The 17,616-nt window shown below is 70.1% G+C and carries 13 protein-coding genes; 8 read left to right on the top strand and 5 right to left on the bottom strand.

All coding sequences use genetic code 11. The features are described 5' to 3' along the window. Positions 1-60 precede the first annotated feature (60 nt). Positions 61-1,422 (top strand): M1 family metallopeptidase, encoded by a 1,362-nt coding sequence (locus H5411_RS20660; protein ID WP_183124711.1) that lies wholly within the window; start codon positions 61-63, stop codon positions 1,420-1,422. Between the two features lie 500 nt (positions 1,423-1,922). After that, entirely contained in the window at positions 1,923-2,336 is a 414-nt protein-coding gene (locus H5411_RS20655) for a hypothetical protein (RefSeq protein WP_416333119.1), read from the top strand. Between the two features lies 1 nt (position 2,337). Here H5411_RS20655 and H5411_RS20650 read toward each other — a convergent pair whose 3' ends face one another. The 5 genes from H5411_RS20650 to H5411_RS20630 all read right to left on the bottom strand — a co-directional run bounded on the left by H5411_RS20650 (position 2,338) and on the right by H5411_RS20630 (position 8,681). Further along, positions 2,338-4,068, bottom strand: coding sequence for an FAD-dependent oxidoreductase (locus tag H5411_RS20650; RefSeq protein WP_183124710.1), 1,731 nt, complete (start codon positions 4,066-4,068; stop codon positions 2,338-2,340). 17 nt (positions 4,069-4,085) lie between these two features. Continuing rightward, positions 4,086-5,993, bottom strand: a complete 1,908-nt coding sequence (locus H5411_RS20645; protein ID WP_183124709.1) for a maleylacetate reductase and hydroxyquinol 1,2-dioxygenase domain-containing protein — start codon at positions 5,991-5,993, stop codon at positions 4,086-4,088. A gap of 94 nt (positions 5,994-6,087) precedes the next feature. Beyond that, positions 6,088-6,969, bottom strand: a complete 882-nt coding sequence (locus H5411_RS20640; protein ID WP_183124708.1) for a helix-turn-helix domain-containing protein — start codon at positions 6,967-6,969, stop codon at positions 6,088-6,090. A gap of 41 nt (positions 6,970-7,010) precedes the next feature. Beyond that, positions 7,011-7,835, bottom strand: a complete 825-nt coding sequence (locus H5411_RS20635; RefSeq protein ID WP_183124707.1) for an NAD-dependent epimerase/dehydratase family protein — start codon at positions 7,833-7,835, stop codon at positions 7,011-7,013. A 48-nt stretch (positions 7,836-7,883) separates the two neighbouring features. Beyond that, positions 7,884-8,681, bottom strand: coding sequence for an IclR family transcriptional regulator (locus H5411_RS20630; RefSeq protein WP_101439424.1), 798 nt, complete (start codon positions 8,679-8,681; stop codon positions 7,884-7,886). A 129-nt stretch (positions 8,682-8,810) separates the two neighbouring features. Here H5411_RS20630 and H5411_RS20625 point away from each other — a divergent pair, with 129 nt between their 5' ends. The 6 genes from H5411_RS20625 (at position 8,811) to H5411_RS20600 (ending at position 17,602) form a co-directional block, all read left to right on the top strand. After that, positions 8,811-9,743, top strand: coding sequence for a 5-dehydro-4-deoxyglucarate dehydratase (locus H5411_RS20625; RefSeq protein WP_183124706.1), 933 nt, complete (start codon positions 8,811-8,813; stop codon positions 9,741-9,743). Continuing rightward, positions 9,743-10,999 carry a glucarate dehydratase family protein gene (locus H5411_RS20620; RefSeq protein ID WP_183124705.1) on the top strand — a complete coding sequence of 419 codons (1,257 nt, stop codon included), beginning with the start codon at positions 9,743-9,745 and terminating at the stop codon, positions 10,997-10,999. Before H5411_RS20625 ends, H5411_RS20620 begins: the two co-directional genes overlap by 1 nt. A 4-nt stretch (positions 11,000-11,003) precedes the next feature. Then, entirely contained in the window at positions 11,004-12,152 is a 1,149-nt protein-coding gene (locus H5411_RS20615) for a cupin domain-containing protein (protein ID WP_183124704.1), read from the top strand. Between the two features lie 22 nt (positions 12,153-12,174). Continuing rightward, positions 12,175-13,629 (top strand): aldehyde dehydrogenase (NADP(+)), encoded by a 1,455-nt coding sequence (locus tag H5411_RS20610; protein WP_183124703.1) that lies wholly within the window; start codon positions 12,175-12,177, stop codon positions 13,627-13,629. Between the two features lie 78 nt (positions 13,630-13,707). Then, positions 13,708-16,026, top strand: coding sequence for a polysaccharide lyase 8 family protein (locus H5411_RS20605; RefSeq protein ID WP_183124702.1), 2,319 nt, complete (start codon positions 13,708-13,710; stop codon positions 16,024-16,026). A 106-nt stretch (positions 16,027-16,132) separates the two neighbouring features. Next, complete coding sequence (locus H5411_RS20600; protein WP_183124736.1) at positions 16,133-17,602, top strand: flavin-containing monooxygenase; 1,470 nt, start codon at positions 16,133-16,135, stop codon at positions 17,600-17,602. The last annotated feature ends 14 nt before the right edge of the window (positions 17,603-17,616 follow it).

Raw genomic sequence — 17,616 nt, 5'->3', positions numbered from 1 at the left:
GACGCCGCCCCGGCGCCTCATCCTGGAAAAGATCACGGCGGCGGGCGAAAGCGGGTTTCGGTGCGGGTGAACGGGAAAGCGGCCGAGCCCGGAGCGGACACCTCGGGCGACGGGTACCTCCCCGAGCACGGGAACGGCGGCTATCGGGTAAGGCACTACGACCTCGATCTCGACTACCGCATCGGCCCGAACCGGTTGTCCGCCACGGCGGTGCTGACCTGCGAGGCCACCCAGGCGCTTTCCCGGCTGACGCTCGACTTCGGCGAGTTCCGGGTGTCGCGCGTGCTGGTCGAGGGCAAACCGGCGAAGTACGTGCGGCGCGGGCTGAAACTGCAGGTCAAACCGGCGCGGTCGCTGCCGGCCGGGACCGAGTTCCAGGTGGAGGTCCGCTACGCGGGCAACCCGCGGCCGGTCCGCAGCCGGTGGGGAGACATCGGCTGGGACGAACTGACCGACGGCGCGCTGGTGGCGAGCCAGCCGGTGGGGGCGCCGTCGTGGTTTCCGTGCAACGACCATCCGGCGGACAAGGCGAGCTACCGGCTCGCGGTGGCCACGGCATCGCCGTATCTCGTTGCGGCGACGGGGAATCTCGTGTCGCGCTACCAGTCGGCGAGCACCACGAAGTGGGTGTTCGAACGGCCGGAGCCGACCTCGACGTACCTGATGAGCGTCCAGATCGGCCGGTACGAAGACCTCGAATTGTCCGACGGCGCCTGGGTTCCGGAGCTCACGGCCGACCGTCCGACCGGCATCGTGCAGCGAGCCGCGGTGCCGCCACGGTTGCGGCGGGCGTTCGCGCGGGACTTCGGCCGGCAGGGCCGGATGATGGAAGCGCTGGAGGAGTGGTTCGGGCCGTACCCGTTCGGCGAGTACGTGGTGGTCGTGACCGATGACGACCTCGACGACCCGATCGAGGCGCAGGGGATGGCGATCTTCGGGGCCAACCACGTGGACGGCAAGCGCACGTACGAGCGGCTGGTGGTGCACGAGCTGGCGCACCAGTGGTTCGGGAACAGCCTGACGGTCGCGGACTGGCAGTACATTTGGCTCAACGAGGGCTTCGCGACTTACACCGAGTGGTTGTGGTCTGAGGTTTCCGGCGGCGAACCGGCGGAGGTGTTGGCCCGAGCGTGGTACGAGCGGATGCGAGCGAAGCCGGCGGACGTGACGATCGGTGATCCCGGCGTGGCGCGGATGTTCGACGAGCGGGTGTACAAGCGAGGCGGGCTGACGCTGCACGCGCTGCGCGGCGAGATGGGGGATCCGGCGTTTTTCGCGCTGGTGAAGGCATGGGCGGTGGAGAACCGGCACGCGGCGGTGACTACGGAGCAGTTCGTGTCGCTGGCGGAGTCCTACGCGGGGCGGTCGTTGGGGGAGTTTTTCGCGGGGTGGTTGGAGAGGGTTGCGTTGCCGCCGTTGTGATGGTGTGGCGGCTCGTCGCCTGGGGCGACATTGCTGTGGGTTGCGTGGGGGCACCCCGAAGCTGAGTGTGACGACGGCGCGGGGGTGTTTGTCAAGGCGGGAAAGATGCCTTGACAAGCACCCCCGCGCCGCGTTTTTGGCTTCGTATCGGGGTGCGGGGGGTGTGTGGGTGCGGGGTGGGTTGGGTGCGCGGGCTGCGGTTAGGGCACCGATGTGGCGTTGAGTGCATTGCGGCGACGGCGGGGAGCGGCTGCCCGTGAAGGGACTTTGAGGGAATCTGAGTACGTGCAGGGTCCCTCACGGGACGGGACGGGCCGGTGGGCCGTGGGGGCGCTGATTCTCTCAAGGTTCCCTCACGGAACTTCACGTATCTGAACGCGCACCCGCCTGTTCCCAGTCATTAGATGTCTATGCGGCTTTCCGGGTGAACAATCTTGGCTTTCGCCTGCTCTGGCTGGATATATTCCGCTCACCTCGCGCCAGCGAGGGTGAAACGTAATATGAATCCGGAGGGCGTCATGGTCGGAGTGTCGCGACGGACGGTGCTCCGATCCGTGTCGATCGCCGCCGGGGCGGCGGCGATCGGCGGGCTTTCGGCGGAGGGTGCGCCGCCGGGGTTGGCTTCGGGGCGTAGTGCTTACCGGGATGTCGCGATGGATGCGCGGATGCTCTGGCGGCGGCTGCCCAAGAACTGGCAGGAAGCGCCGTTCCTGGCCAACGGTTACCTCGGCGTGCAGGCCTACGCCGGGCAGGCGCCGCAGGTGCTGAAGTTCATGCTCAGCCACACCCAGGTTCAGGATCAGCGCATTGGACCCGGTCAGGACGCGTACGTGTACCGCCGAGGCGACCGGCCGGACTTCACGGTCCAGCCGGTCGCGCCGGGCGGGGCGAGCGACCCGTGGGGGACGCCGTGACCTAGCGGTCGAGGAGGCTGCGGAGTGCTTCCACCAGACCGGTTCCGGCAGTGGTACGACGCCAGGCGACGTAGCCGTCCGGCCGGATCAGGAGGCAGCCGTCCTCCTCGATGCCGCTGATCCGGGCCCAGTCGCCGTAGGAATCGCGCGCCTCGGGCGACCCGATGGTCACGACCCGCAGGTCCAGACCGAGGTCCGCGCCGGCTTTCGCGGCGGCGTCCCGCCAGGTGCCGCCGGTGAGTCCGGTGAGGACAGTCCACCGGCCGCGGCCTACGAGGTCCAGTGTGGACAGTCGCCGACCGTCCGGGCCGACGAGCCAGACGTGCGGCAGCTTCGCGCCCGGCGCGGTCGCAGGCCGGTGGTACAGCTCGGGATCCCGTACCGCCGCGGACTCGGCACCATCCGGGAGCACCGCGTTCGACACGTACCGCTGGTCCATCTCCACGCCGTGCGCGTTGAACTCGTAGTTCTTCAGCTCGATCGCGGCCTGCAATTGCTTCCGCCGCAGGGCTCCGTCCTCGGTCGGGGCGGTGCAGGCGGCGAGACCGGCGGCGATGGCGTCCGAATCGGTGTCTCCGTCGATGCCGAGCGCGGCGAAGATCGGCCCGAACTGGTCGCGGCTGAGGTTCGCGCGGTCCACGATCTGCTTGCCGACCGGGGCTCGCTCGGCGCTGTAGCTGTCGAGAAGTCCTTCGCCTGCCTCGCCGCGGATGACCATAGCGAGCTTCCATGCCAGGTTGTACGCGTCCTGCACCGAGGTGTTGGACCCGAGCCCGTTCGACGGCGGATGCCGGTGCACCGCGTCGCCCGCACAGAAAACACGGCCGGATGAGTACTGTGTGGCGTAGCTGTGGTTGACCGTCCACAGTGACGTCGAGGTGATCTCCACTGGCAGGTCGGGATCTCCGACGAGGTCGCGGACGATCCGCGTTGCCTCGGCATCGTCCACTTCCGGCGGCGGCTGGGCGATGTCGTACCCCCAGGTCAGCAGCCATTCGTTCCACGGCCGGACCATTCGCACCAGGCCCATGCCGATCCCGCCGAGATGCGCGCCCGGCCGCATCACCCAGTACAGCACGCTCGGCCGGTGCGCGACGTAGGCGGAAAGATCGGCGGTGAAGGTGATGTTCATGCTGCCGGCCTTGCCGGACTGGCCGTCGATCGGCAGCCCGGCCTGCTCGGCGACGCGGCTGCGAGCGCCGTCCGCGCCGATCAGGTAGCGGGCGCGGAGCGTGAACTCGTCGCCGCGGACCCGGTCTCGCAGCCGGGCGGTGACGCCGTCCGCATCCTGGGTGAAGTCGAGGAATTCCGTGTCGAGACGCAGTTTCGCTCCGCGCGCGGCGGCGTTCGCGGCCAGGATCGGTTCCAGGTAGGTTTGCGGAAGGTCGATCATGTGGCACGGGCTCGCCGCGCCGTACTCGGTTGCCGACCGGTCGGCGGTGCCCCAGCTGGCGATCCGGCCGATCTCCTCGCCGGCGAGCGACGTGCACAGCACGGTGTCGCCCATCAGCTCCGGGGGAGTGCCTTGCGCGAGCGCCTGGTCTTCGATGCCGAGGTCGCGCAGGACTTCCATCGTCCGCTGGTTGGTGATGTGCGCGCGGGGGGTGTGCGCCATCCAGCCGTATTTGGTCGCGAGCACGGTGCGGACGCCGTACGTCGCGAGCAGCAGCGCGGCGGAACCGCCCGCCGGGCCGCTGCCGACCACGAGGACATCGGTGTCGTAACTGGTCATGGTGAGTTCCCGGGGAGTCAGGCGGGGGAGATGCGGAAGGTGAAGCCGAGGCGGCGCCAGGGTTCGCGCCCGTCCGGTGCGGGGCCGGTCTGCTCGGCGAAGTCGACGATCAGGCCGTCCTTCACGCCGAACACGGTGTCGGAATCGAGGTAGTCGCCGCCGCGCACGAACAGCTGGGTGACCAGCGTGCGGTAGCCGGGTTTGGCGATCATGAAGTGCACGTGCGGCGCGCGGTACGGATGCCGTTCGGTCGCTGCCAGCATGCTGCCGACCGGGCCGTCGTCCGGAATCGGATACGCGGACGGCACGATGGTCCAGAAGCGCAGCCTGCCTTCGGCGTCGGTGCGGAACCGGGCGCGCAGCACCGGACCGTCGAGATCGGGCAGCTGGACGTCGTAGAAACCGTCCTCATTGGACTGCCAGACGTCGACGACGGCGTCCGGCACCGGCGTTCCGTCCGGTTCGGTCACCTGGACGTCGGTCCACAGCGGAGTCCCCGGCAGTCCTTCGGCGAGATCCGCGCCCTGTTCGGCTTCCGGCGGTCCTTCGACATAGAACGGGCCCAGCACGGCCGACGGCGTCGTGTCCGGCGTCCGCGAGTTCGTGAGCACGTCGACCACGCTCGAAACGCCGAGGGTGTCCGACAGCAGGATGAACTCCTGCCGGGTGTCCGAGCTGATCTGCCCGGTGCGGGTGAGGAAGCCGATCGCGTACTCCCATTCCTCCTGGGTGAGGTCGGTGCGCACGACGTACGAATGCAGCGTCCGCACCAGCTCGGTCAGCAGTTCGCGCAGCCTCGGGTCCGGCGTTTCGGCGAAACTGTCCACGACCTCCTGCGTGAGCCCGCGCAGATCCGGCGGTGTGCCCGCCGCGGGGGCCGGACGGGTGCCCGACCACGCGTGCCGCAGCAGGTCTTCGATGCCGTCGCGGGTGAGTTCGCGAGGATTCGGATACGGCGCGGCGGTGGCCAGCTCGGCGGCCTTGGCGAGATCGCCTTCGGCCAGACCGATTTCGGCGAGCGAATGCGGCACCGGCAGGCTCGCGATCAGGTCGAACACGGCGGTCGGCGCGTCCGGTGCGCCGAGTGCTTCGGCGATCCGCCGCATCGCGTCGGTGGAGTTCGGCGCGTTGTACGCCATGGCGTGCGGCAGGACGATCGTGTGCGTTTCCGCGTGCGGCAGCCCGAAACTGCCGCCGAGGGTGTGGCACAGCTTGTGGTGCAAGCCCATCCCGACCGAACCCAGGCACGAACCGGCCAGCCACGCGGCACGCAACGCGTCGGTCCGAGCGTCCGCATCGGACGGATCGGCGGCGATCCGCGGCAGCGCGGCGGCGAGCAGCCGGATCGCCTCCAGAGCGAACTGGTCGACGATCGGGTTGGCCTGCGCCGAATAGAGCGCCTCGACCGCGTGCGCCATTGCGTTGACACCGCTGGTCAGCGAGGTCGGCACGGGCAGGCCGAGGGTGAGGTCGACGTCGTAGACGACCACCTCGGGCAGCACCTTCGGCGACGACTGGGTGGTCTTGCGGCCGTTCTCCGTTTCGCCGACGACCGGCGTCATCTCGGACCCGGCATAGGTGGTCGGCACGATGATCTGCGGAATGTCGGTGCGCAGCGCGAGCGCCTTGGCCAGCCCGGTCGCGGATCCGCCGCCGATCGCGACCACACAGTCCACGGAGTGCTCGGTGACCAGGGCGAGCGCGCGTTCGGTGACCTCGACCGGCGTGTGCATGGCGGGCTCGCCGAAGCGGGCGGCGAGCTGCGGGCCGAGCGCCTCGGCGGTCCGGTCGGCTGCCGCGGTCGCGGACTTCCCGGCCACCAGCAGCACGCGGCTCGCGTTGAGCCGCCGCACCTCGTCGGGGACGACGGCGAGCGTGCCGCTGCCGAACACGACCCGGGCCGGGTTGGCGGTGTAGGTGAACATCGACGGTCCTTCCACGCGGGTACGTCGAGTATCCGGGCGAAGGAGAAGCCGCGCCTGCACAGACGTGCTGAGCGGGCTGCACGAAACGCGCGCGTCAGCCGTCCCGGCGAAGCGCGGCGGGCGTGGTGCCCAGGTGGGTGCGCAGCACCCGGGTGAGGTGTTCCTGGTGAGAGAAACCGCAGCGCACGGCGATGTCCGCGATCGGTTCGGTGCCGGTCCGCAGCAGCAACCCGGCTTGCTCCAGGCGCAGCCGCAACAGGTAGCGGTGCGGCGGCAGCCCAGTGCGCGCCTTGAACCGCCGGGTGAACCGGCTGACGCTCAACCCGGCCGCCGCGGCGAGTTCGGCCAGTCCGAGCGGTTCGGCCAGGCGTTCGTCCATCAGCTCGCGGACCTGGGCGAACTGCCGGTCCGTCAGCGCCTCGACCGGCCGCGCCGCCGCGGGAACGCTCCGACCCGCCCGGTGCTGACGCGCGAGCTGCGCGGCGACGAGCGTGCCGAGCTGGTCCGCGTACGCGCGAGCGCCCGGCTCCCACTCCCGCACGACGCGGTCGAGCGCGAGGACCAGCTGTTCGAGCAGCGGATCGACGCTGCCGAGTTCGTCGGCCAGCCGGACCGGAGCGTCCGATCCGGCGGCCTCCTGCACGGCCGAATCCGGCAGGTACACGTGCACCGTGTCCAGTTCGCCGCCGAGTTCCACCGACAGTTCCTGGTGCGAAGGCTGGAGGAAGAGCCCGCCCGCCGGGATGCGCCGGCTGCGCTCGTGCGCCGACCCGATGCCGCGGCGGACCGTGACCGGACCGGCGAGGTGCAGGATCAGCTGGTGCGTGCGGGCGGGCCCGAACTCCGCGCGGTACGGCCGTTCGCGCTGTTTGGACAGGTAGATCCGGTCCCAGCCGAGACCCGCGCTGGTGCGTTCCGGGCGGATCCACGGCAGGGAAAGGATGCCGTTCGTGTCGGCAGGCCCGAGCTCGCCCACGGCGTCCTCCTCCTCGAGGGTCCCGTGGGCGAGGGTACCTCTCAGAGCGGGTTGAACACGCCCAGCGGCGCGGTGCAGAACGGCCCGCCCAGGTATTCGGCGGCGGCGCCGGTCGGCGCGGGCTGACCGGCCAGCTGGTCGGCGTAGACCTCGGCGTTGTCGTGGGACTTGTAGCCCAGCGCCTCGGCCTCGGCGAGCGAGTAGACGCGGCGGGTGTTGTCCGAGACGCCCCAGATCAGCCGGTAGCCCGGCGACGGAGCGCTCAGGCACGCCTCGAACAGCCGCGCCCCGTCGTCCGGCGACAGCCAGGTGGCCAGTCCGCGCGGGCCGAGCGGCAGCGGCGTCTCGAAGCAGGAGCCGATGCGGATGACGATCACGTCCATGGCGAAGCGCGACGCGTACAGGCTGCCCAGCGCTTCGATGGCGGCTTTGCTTACGCCGTAATAAGTGTCCGGCCGCGGGCTGGAGTCGGCGGGATGACCGCTCTCGCCCGCCTCGTCGTTCCGGCGGAAGCCGACGGCGTGGTTGCTCGACGCGAGCACGACCCGGCGGATCCCGGCTTCGCGCGCGGCTTCGAGGACGGTGTGCGTGCCGTTGATGTTGACGTCGAGCGTGGCGTCCCACGAGGCCTCGCGGCTGAGCCCGCCCAGGTGGATCAGGGCGTCCGCGCCCGCGCAGGCGGCGGCCATCGCCTCGGGGTCGGTGACCGAGCCGGTCACGATCTCGACCGCTTCGCCGTCCTCGGCGGCGGGCTGGTCGGCGAGGTCGAGCAGCCGCAGCACCCGGCCTTCACGGCGCAGCCGCGGCCGCATCAGGGTGCCGACGACGCCGGCCGATCCGGTGATCAGCACACGCTGGTCTGGCATGGATTTCCTCTCACGAAAGCCCGCGGGCGGGCGACACGGTGGCGGCGGTCAGCGGATTCCGGCGCGGCGCAGCTGCTGGCCGAGCTCGGCGGTGGTTTCGGCCAGCAGTTCGCCGACGCGTTCGGCGTCGGCGTCGGTGACCTTGCCCAGCGGCATCGAGCAGCTCATCGCGTCGGTGCCGGGAATGCGGTACGGGATCACCGCGGCGACGCAGCGCACGCCGAGCGTGCCCTCTTCGATCTCGGCGGCGTACCCGCGTTCCCGGGTGCGCGCGAGGTCGGCGTGCAGCGCGTCGAGCGTGGTGATCGTGTTCGGGGTGAGCGCGACCAGCTCCTCGGGCATGAGCGCCTCGACCTCTTCGTGGGTCAGCTCGGCGAGCAAGGCCTTGCCCAGCGCGGTCGCGTGCGCCGGGAGGGTGCGGCCGACGCGCGAGATCAGGTGCGTGGAGTGCTGCGACTCGCGCGTCTCCAGATAGACGACCTCGGTGCCGTTGCGGCGCGCGAAATGCGCGGTGAAGCCGGTCTTCTCGCGGATGCGCTCCAGCGCTTCGGTGGCGTAGGGGACGATCGCGTCGCGGTCGAGATACGCGGTGCCGCAGATCAGCGCGCGCACGCCGAGCCGGTAGCGCGCGGAGTTCGCGTCGGCCTCCAGCCAGCCCGCGTCCAGCAGAGTGCGCAGCAAACCGTGCAGACTGGAGCGAGGGAACCCGGTGCGCGCATGGAGATCCGACAGCGAAAGCCACACGTCGTTCGCGGCGAACGTCTCGATCAGGTCGATGGCGCGCCGCGCCGACTTCACGCCCGCGGACTCCGCGGGAGCGGTGGCGGGGTCCGTCTTCTGCGCCATGCGCGTCCTCCAACCGGGCCGTTGACTTGTGAGTCCGGCCATATTAGCGTCCCGAACAGCGTTCTTGTGGGTGAACATAGTCACGATAACAGACTCCATTCAAGAATGTGAACATTGGAGCAGACACTGATGGCACAGACCGAGATCGAGCTGGACGGCTTGCTGGCGTTCCCGCTGACCCCGTTCACCGAAGACCTCGAGCTCAACCTCGACGGGTTCGCGGAAAACGTGGAGAGCCACATCGCCGCCGGTGCGGGCGCGCTGTTCGTCGCGTGCGGCACCGGGGAGTTCAGCTCGCTGTCGGTCGACGAGGTCGCCGCGCTGCTGGCCAAGGCGCGCGACGTGGCGAACGGCCGCGTGCCCGTGTGGGTCGGCGCGGGCGGCGGCGCGGCCGGTGCGCGCGCGGGGGTCGCGGCGGCGCGGGCGGGGAACGCCGACGGGGTGCTGCTGCTTCCGCCGTATCTGGTCACCGGGCCGCAGGACGGGCTGGTCGACTACGTGCGCTACGCGGTCGGCGACACCTCGGTGCCGGTGATCGTCTACCACCGCAGCACCGGCGTATTCACCGCGCCGGCCGCGGCGAAGCTGCTGGACATCCCGTCGGTGGTCGGGATCAAGGACGGCTACGGCGACGTCGAAACGATGACCCGGATCGTCACCACGATCCGCGCGCTCGGGACGCAGCGTGCCGCGGACTTCTTGTTCTTCAACGGTTTGCCGACCGCGGAGGTGTCCGCGAAGGCGTATGCGGCGATCGGCGTCGCGCGCTACTCCTCCGCGGTGCACTGCTTCGCCCCGGAGATCGCGCACCGGTTCCACCGCGCGCTAGCCGAGGACGACAACGCGACAATGGACGCGCTGCTCGCCGGGTTCTACCTGCCGCTGGTGGCGTTGCGCGACGAGACGCCCGGCTTCGCCGTGTCGCTGGTCAAGGCCGCCGCCCGGCTGCGCGGGGACAAGGTCGGCACCGTCCGGCCGCCGCTGATCGAGCCGACGCCCGAGCAGATCGACCGGCTCGGCAAGGTCGTCGAAAACGGTTTCGCCGTGCTGAAAGGCCTCTGATGAAGATCCGGGACGTGGTGCTGACCCCGGTCGCGTTCGCGGACGCGCCGCTGCTCAACGTGATGGGCGTGCACGAGCCGTTCGCGCTGCGCGGCGTCGTCCAGGTGGTGTGCGACGACGGCGTGGTCGGCCTCGGCGAATCGTACGGCGACGCGGCGTTCCTCGGCGAGGTGCGCAAGGTGCTGCCGGAACTGGCCGGACACGACATCTTCGACCTGCCGGGCCTCAAGCGGATCATCGCGCGCGCACTGGCCGGCACCGTGCTGACCGACGAGCACGGCCTGATCGGCGGGTTCTCCATCCGCAAGACGATCGCCAGCGTGTACTCGCTGTTCGAGGTGGCCTGCCTGGACGCGCAAGGACAGTTCCTCGGCCGTCCGGTCGCCGACCTGCTCGGCGGGAAAGCCCGCGACGCCGTCGACTTCTCCGCGTACCTGTTCTACAAGTACGGCGCGCACCTCGGCGCGGAAGAGGACAGCTGGGGCGAGATCCTGACGCCGGAAGCGCTGGTCGGCTCGGCGAAGCGGATGGTCGACGAGTACGGGTTCGGCTCGATCAAGCTCAAGGGCGGGGTTTTCGCGCCGGAGCAAGAAATCGAGGGGATTCGCGCGCTCGCCGAAGCGTTCCCCGGGCACCCGCTGCGCATCGATCCGAACGCGGCGTGGACCCCAGCGACGAGCATCCGCGTGGCGGCCGAACTCGACGGCGTGCTGGAGTACCTCGAAGACCCGACGCCGGGCATCGAGGGCATGGCCGAGGTCGCGCGCGAGGCGAGCATGCCGTTGGCCACCAACATGTGCGTGGTCAATTTCGGCGACCTGGAGCCGGCTTTCCGGGCGCGGGCGATCGGCGTTCTCCTGTCCGATCACCATTTCTGGGGCGGTATGCGCGACACGCAGGCGCTGTCGGTGGCCTGCGAGAGCTTCGGCGTCGGGCTGTCCATGCACTCCAACAGCCACCTCGGGATCAGCCTCGCCGCGATGGTGCACGTCGCGGCGGCGACGCCGCATCTGACGTATGCCTGCGACACGCACTGGCCGTGGAAGACTGCCGACGTGATCGAGCCGGGAGTGCTGAACTTCGTCGACGGAGCCGTCGCGGTGCCGGACCGGCCCGGGCTCGGGATCACGCTCGACCAGGACGCGCTCGCCAGGGCGCACGAGGACTATGTCCGATGTGGACTGACCAAACGGGACGATGTGACGTACATGCGCAAGTACACGCCCGGCTTCGAACCGAACACGGCGAGGTGGTGAGCGGGTGAAGGTGACCGGATACGCGTATCCGTGGGACGTGCTCGGCGACACCGCGTTCGTCGAGCGGGCGCAGGACCTCGGCGTGGACGAGGTCGCGGTGGCGCTGGCCTATCACAGCGCCCGGGCCGCGACGCCGTGGTCGACCGAGCGGACGTCGGTGGTCGCGCGGACCGCCGCGCTTTACCGGCCGGTGCGCGCGGAAGCGTGGGAAGGCCGGGATCTCGTCCCGGCCACCCCGGACTGGGTCTCCGCGGAGGACAGCGGCGGTGACGCGGTCCGGCGGCTCACCGAGGCCGGAATCCCGGCGGCCGCGTGGATTGTGCTCACGCATAGTTCTCAGCTGGGCACCGAATTCCCGCAGTACGCCGTGCGCAACTGCTTCGGCGAGACGTACCCGTGGGCGTTGTGCCCGGCGCAACCCGCGGTACGTGAGTACGCGGCGACGCTGACCGCGGAATCGGTTGCGGGACTGAAGCTTTCGTCGGTGGTGCTGGAGGCGTGCGGTCCGCTCGGGGCCGTGCATCAGCACCAGCACGAGAAAACCGACGGCGTGTGGGCTCCGGCGACTGCGCGGCTGTTGTCGATCTGCTGCTGCGCCGCTTGTGCGGAGGGCTGGACCGGGCTCGACCCGGCGGACGTCCGGGAGAAGTTGCGCGCTGAGGTGCAGCGGCTGATCGCGACCGCGGATTTGTCGGTGGCCGAGGATAGGCTTCCGGCTGGATTGAAGGAAACGCTGCTTTCCAGTCGGCAGCAGGCGACCGACGCGTTGCGCGCCGCGGTTCTGGCCGTGCTGGAGCCTGGTACGCGGATTGTGCTGCACGGCGCGCTCGACCCGTGGGTCACCGGCGCGCTGCCCGGGTTGACCCCGACGGCCGCGGACGACGCGGAGACGGTGGTGCTGCAGAACTGGGCACCGGGCCAGGGCAGTGTCGACGCGGTCGCGGCCGCGCGGCGGGCGTTGCCGGAACGGGTCGCGATCGGCAGCTATATCACCGCGGTCGCGGCGAGCCCGGTGCCGGACATCGAGGCGTACGTGGCCGAACTGGCGAAAGCCGGAGCGACCGAACTGCACCTGTACCACTTGGGCCTCGCCGGGCCCGCGCGTTGGCCGGACCTGCACGCCGCCACCGCCGCCGCGCACTCGGCGTCCTGAACCTGTTTGACGAGGAGATCCATTGAGCCGCGAAACTTCCGCCACGGAACTGGAAAGCGTGCTGGTCGCCGCCGCGTCCGCCGCCCGGCCGTTCGCCGAAAGCACCCCTGCCGAACGGGCTGCGTGGCTGGCCGCCGCCGCGGACGCGCTCGACGCCGCCGCCGAGGAACTGATCCCGTTGGCGCACCAGGAAACCCGCCTTCCGGCCGCGCCGCGGCTGAAGGGCGAACTCGCGCGCACCACGTTCCAGCTGCGGCTGTTCGGCGAAGTGCTGCGCGACGGAGAATTCCTGGGCGCGACCGTCGATCACGCTGACCCGGCCTGGCCGATGGGCGCCCGGCCGGACCTGCGCCGCGTGCTGGTGCCGATCGGTCCGGTGCTCGTGTTCGCCGCGAGCAATTTCCCGTTCGCGTTCAGCGTCGCGGGCGGCGACACCGCCTCCGCGCTGGCGGCAGGGTGTCCGGTGGTGCTCAAGGCGCACCCCGGCCACGAAGAACTCTCGACGCGGACCGGAGAGATCGTCGCGCAAGCGTTGACCGCCGCCGGTGCGCCGGAGGGTGCGTTCGCGGTGATCCACGGAGTCGAACAGGGCGTCACCGCGCTCAAGGACCCGCGGATTTCCGCTGCCTCGTTCACCGGTTCCGTGCCGGGCGGGCGGGCGCTGTTCGACATCGCGGTCTCGCGGCCGACGCCGATTCCGTTCTACGGCGAGCTGGGCAGCGTCAACCCGGTCGTCGTCACGCCGGGTGCGGTCGCCGCGCGCGGCGAGGCGGTGGCGAAGGGCTACGCCGGGTCGTTCAGCCTCGGAGCGGGCCAGTTCTGCACGAAGCCGGGTCTGCTGTTCCTGCCCGAGGGGCACGGGTTGGACGACACCCTGCGCGAGGCGGTCAGCGCGGTGGCTCAGCAGGAAATGCTGAACGACCGCATCGCGGCCGGGTTCGCCCGGAAGCTCGCGGACCTGCGGGCGGTGTCGGGCGTGCAGCCGGTCGTGGAAGGCACGCAGGACGGCGACGCGTTCACTCCGTCGCTGCTCGCGACTACCGCGAAGGAGTTCCTGGCGGGCGGCGAGGCTGTCCGCGAGGAGCATTTCGGACCCGCGTCGCTGATCGTCACCTACACCGCCCAGGCCGAGCTGATCGAGGTGCTGGACAGCCTCGAACCCGGTCTCACCGCGACGATCCAGGGCGAGGAGAGCGACGCCGACTTCGTGCGTCCGCTGCTGCCGTCGCTGACCCGGCTGGCCGGACGGCTGCTGTGGAACGACTGGCCGACCGGCGTCACGGTCAGCTGGGCGCAGCAGCACGGCGGCCCGTACCCGGCGACGACCGCGCCGACCACGACGTCGGTCGGAACCGCCGCCATCGAACGTTTCCTGCGCCCGGTGGCGTGGCAGGGCTTCCCGGACGCGCTGCTGCCGGAAGCCCTGCGGGAAGCGAACCCGTGGCAGCTGCCGCGCCGTGTCGACGGAGCGCGCTGAGCAGACCCCCTCGTGAGTGGCAATCCCGGTTCTAACCGGGATTGCCACTCACAACCAACCCCACTGGGAGGCACCGTCATGCCCGTGAACCGCAGAACCGCACTGCGTGGCGGTGCCGTCGCCGCCGCGTCGGCCGCGCTCCTCGCCACCGCGCGCCCGGCCTTCGCGGCGTCGGCCCCGGATCCGTTGAAGTCGATCGTGGCTGGCTACCGCGAGCTGCAGACGGGCATCAACCGTCCGTCGCCGGAGCGCACGGCCGCGCTGAAGAACCTCGGCCGGGTCGCGAAGTCGTACTACGACAGCATGTCGGTGTCCGGCAATGGTCCACTGTGGACTGACCTGCCGCTCGGTCCGGGCAGCGACTACACCACGTCGATGTACGCCCGGCTGCGGGCGATCGCGGTCGACTGGGGCACCCCGGGCAGCACGCTTTCCGGCGATCCGAAGGTGCTCGACGGGATCAAGAAGGCGCTGGAGCTGATCTACGCCAGCCAGTACAACCCGCAGGTCGGCGAGATCGGCAACTGGTACACCTACGAGATCGGCGTGCCGTATTACCTGCTGCACACCCTCGTCACGGTCGCCGACCAGCTGACCGCCGACGAGCTGGCGCGGTACGTCAGCCCGATCAAGCGGTTCGTCGGCAACCCGAACCTGCGCGCGAACAACCCGAAGATCGTTGAAACCGGCGCTAACCGGGCGGACAAGGCGCTGATCTCGATCGTCTCCGGCGCACTCGTCGGCGACACCGCGTGGATCCGCACCGGCATCGACGCGATCACCGACGTCGCCGGCGGGGGAGCGGCCAGCGTCCTGGCGAAGCTGAACCGCGCGGCGGGCGACGGCTTCCACACCGACGGCTCGTTCATCCAGCACGACACCATCCCGTACCCCGGCCACTACGGCATCGTCCTGCTGACCGCGCTCGCCGGGACGATCCACGTCACCGAAGGCACCGAGTACGCGCTGCCGGACGAGCTGAAACAGAAGGTGTACGCGCTGGTCGGCGACACGTACGCGCCGTTCGTGTACGCGGGTGCGCTGATGGAGCCGGTGCGCGGGCGGATGCTGTCGCGGCAGGGCGAAACCGCGCACGACATCGGACACCAGCTGACTGTCGCGACTTTGGTCCTCGCGCGGTCGGCGACCGGGACGGTCAAGACCGAACTGTCCGGGCTGGCCGCCAAGTGGATCAAGGAAGGCACCTACGCGCCGTTCCTGGAAATCCCCGATCCCGAGCGGTTCGCGCCCGGCCCGGACCTCGTCGCGACGCCGGGCATCGAGTTCGCGCAGGAGATGCTCGCCGGACGCGTGCGGCCCGCGCCGATCGTCGCGACGCACCGGATCTTCGGCCAGCAGGACCGGATGGTGCACGTGACCGAGGGCTGGTCCGCGTCGCTCGGCGTCGGCTCCACGCGGATTTCGCGCTACGAGTCGATCAACGGGATGAACCTGCACGGCTGGCACGTCGGCGACGGAGTGCTGTATCTGTTCCTTCCCAACGCGAAAGGTCACTACTCCGACGCCTATTGGCCGACTGTCGATCCGGCTCTGCTGCCCGGCACCACCGCGAAGGCCGGTCCGCCCGGACCGCTGGCGGCGACGCCGTTGACGACGAAAGCGCACGTCGGCGGCGTGCGCTGGGACGCCCGGCATGGTGCGTACGCGATGGATTTCGTCTCGGAGGGCGGTTCTTTAGCCGCGAAGAAGTCGTGGTTCTTCACGCCGGCGGGCATCGTCTGCCTCGGCGCGGGAATCACCGACACGTCCGGGCAGGCGGTCCGGACGACGATCGAAAACCGCAACCTCGGCGAAAACGGACGCGGCACGCTGCTGGCCGACGCGCGCGTGGTCGGCGATTCGAGCACGCTGCACCGGCCGCGCTGGCTGCACCTCGACCAGGTCGGCGGGTACGTCCTGCTCGACAACGCCGAGGTCACCGCACTGCGCGAAGACCGGACCGGCGCGTGGCGCGACATCGACACCGGTGCCAACACGAAGGGCACGACGACGCCGAACACGCGGCGGTACCAGAAGCTCATTATCGAGCACGGCGCGAAGCCGGTGGACGCGACGTACGCGTACGCGGTCCTGCCGGCCGCGTCAGTGGTGGCGACGGTCGCGTCGGTGCTCGCGTGGCGCGTTCGGGCCAATACGCCCGTTGTCCAGGCCTTGCGACTGTGGGATAACACACTGCTCGCAAACTTCTACAGTGCGGGTACCGTAGACGAAGTATCAGTCTCAGGACCCGCTTCGGTGGCGCTCGGCCGGAACACTCTCGCTGTTTCCGACCCGACGCAGCTGCAGGACAGCGTCCGCGTGACGGTGCGGCGGCGCACGGTGGAAGTCCCGCTCAAGGACTCCTTCGGCGCCACCAAGGTGATTTCCCTGCGGTGAACCCGGTTTTCCCCGCCGGGCCGGTGGTTCCCGGCCCGGTCCGGCGGGGCCCCACCTGGAGCGGCCTCGGCCTTATGGTGGGCGGAGTCGTTTCGCGCGGGGAGGAATCGTGGCGCATTTCGATGTCCTGATCGTCGGAGCCGGGCTGTCCGGCGTCGGCGCGGCCTGTCGGCTGCAGCAGCAGACGCCGGACCGGACGTACGCCGTCCTCGAAGCACGAGACACGATCGGCGGAACCTGGGACCTCTTCCGGTACCCGGGCGTGCGCTCGGACTCGGACATGTTCACGCTCGGCTACCCGTTCCGGCCGTGGCCCAAGGAACAGGCGATCGCGTCCGGCCCCGAGATCCTGTCGTACATTCGCGAGACCGCCGCGCACTACGGGATTTCCCGGCACATCCGGTTCGGGCACCGGGTGATCCGGGCGAGCTGGTCCTCAGCCTCGGCCCGCTGGACAGTGGAAGCCGCGCGGGACGGCGAGACCGTCACCTTCACCTGTTCTTTCCTGTACTTGTGCAGCGGCTACTACAGCTACGAGAACGGCCACGTCGTCGATTTCCCCGGCTGCGACTCGTTCTCCGGCGAGATCGTGCACCCGCAGTTCTGGCCCGACGACCTGGACCTGTCCGGCAAACGAGTCGTCGTGATCGGCAGCGGCGCCACTGCGGTCACCCTGGTGCCGGAACTGGCTTCCGTCGCGGAGTCGGTGACCATGCTGCAACGCTCGCCGAGCTACGTCCTGTCCCGTCCGTGGACGGATTCGCTCGCCCGCCGGCTGCGCCGAATCCTGCCTTCCCGGCTCGCCTACCACGTGGTGCGGGCGAAGAACGTCCTGCTGACCACGCTGCTCTACCAGTTCTCGCGACGACAGCCCGACCGCGCGGCGGCGTTCCTGCGGGACGCGGCCGCGAAGCAATTGCCCGCCTCGATTCCGGTCGATCCGCATTTCTCGCCGCGGTACCGGCCGTGGGATCAGCGCCTGTGCCTGACGCCCGGGGCGGATTTCTTCCGGGCGCTCCGCAGCGGGAAAGCGGACATCGTCACCGACCGGATCGACCGCTTCACGCCCGACGGCATCACGCTGGAATCGGGCGAGCAGCTGCCCGCGGACGTGGTCGTCACCGCGACCGGCCTGCGGGTGATCGCGTTCGGCGGAATCGAGCTGAGCGTGGACGGCGAGGTGATCGAGCCGTCGGAACAACTGGTGTACAAGGGAATGATGCTCGGCGGGGTGCCGAACCTCGCGTGGTGCGTCGGGTACGTGAACGCTTCCTGGACTCTCCGGTCGGACCTCGTCTCCCGCTATGTCTGCCGGTTGCTGAACCATCTGTCCCGCAACGGTTTCGACCTGTGCGTGCCCCGCCCGGCCCCGATCCCGGCGGCCCGGCGCCGGCCGATCATGAACCTGACGTCGGGCTACCTGACCCGCGCCGCCTCAGTGCTCCCGAGGCAGGGAGACCGGCGGCCGTGGCTGATGCGGCAGAACTACCTGCTGGACGTGGCAGACCTGCGCCTGGGCCGAGTGGACGACGGAGTGCTGCGGTTCGGGAGAGCGGACTCGCGGCGCAGCGCTTGAGCTGCTGTCTTGTG

This window comes from Amycolatopsis echigonensis, from assembly GCF_014174495.1.
GTDB classification, from domain to species: domain Bacteria; phylum Actinomycetota; class Actinomycetes; order Mycobacteriales; family Pseudonocardiaceae; genus Amycolatopsis; species Amycolatopsis echigonensis.
Note: the sequence above shows the minus strand (reverse complement) of the source record. Positions and strands in the feature narration are given on the sequence as shown.

Bases quoted from the DNA above. Each gene is read 5' to 3' on its own strand.
- H5411_RS20655 (WP_416333119.1), top strand. From the start codon at position 1,923: ATGAATCCGGAGGGCGTCATGGTCGGAGTGTCGCGACGGACGGTGCTC.
- H5411_RS20650 (WP_183124710.1), bottom strand. From the start codon at position 4,068: ATGACCAGTTACGACACCGATGTCCTCGTGGTCGGCAGCGGCCCGGCG.
- H5411_RS20645 (WP_183124709.1), bottom strand. From the start codon at position 5,993: ATGTTCACCTACACCGCCAACCCGGCCCGGGTCGTGTTCGGCAGCGGC.
- H5411_RS20635 (WP_183124707.1), bottom strand. From the start codon at position 7,835: ATGCCAGACCAGCGTGTGCTGATCACCGGATCGGCCGGCGTCGTCGGC.
- H5411_RS20630 (WP_101439424.1), bottom strand. From the start codon at position 8,681: ATGGCGCAGAAGACGGACCCCGCCACCGCTCCCGCGGAGTCCGCGGGC.
- H5411_RS20625 (WP_183124706.1), top strand. From the start codon at position 8,811: ATGGCACAGACCGAGATCGAGCTGGACGGCTTGCTGGCGTTCCCGCTG.
- H5411_RS20620 (WP_183124705.1), top strand. From the start codon at position 9,743: ATGAAGATCCGGGACGTGGTGCTGACCCCGGTCGCGTTCGCGGACGCG.
- H5411_RS20605 (WP_183124702.1), top strand. From the start codon at position 13,708: ATGCCCGTGAACCGCAGAACCGCACTGCGTGGCGGTGCCGTCGCCGCC.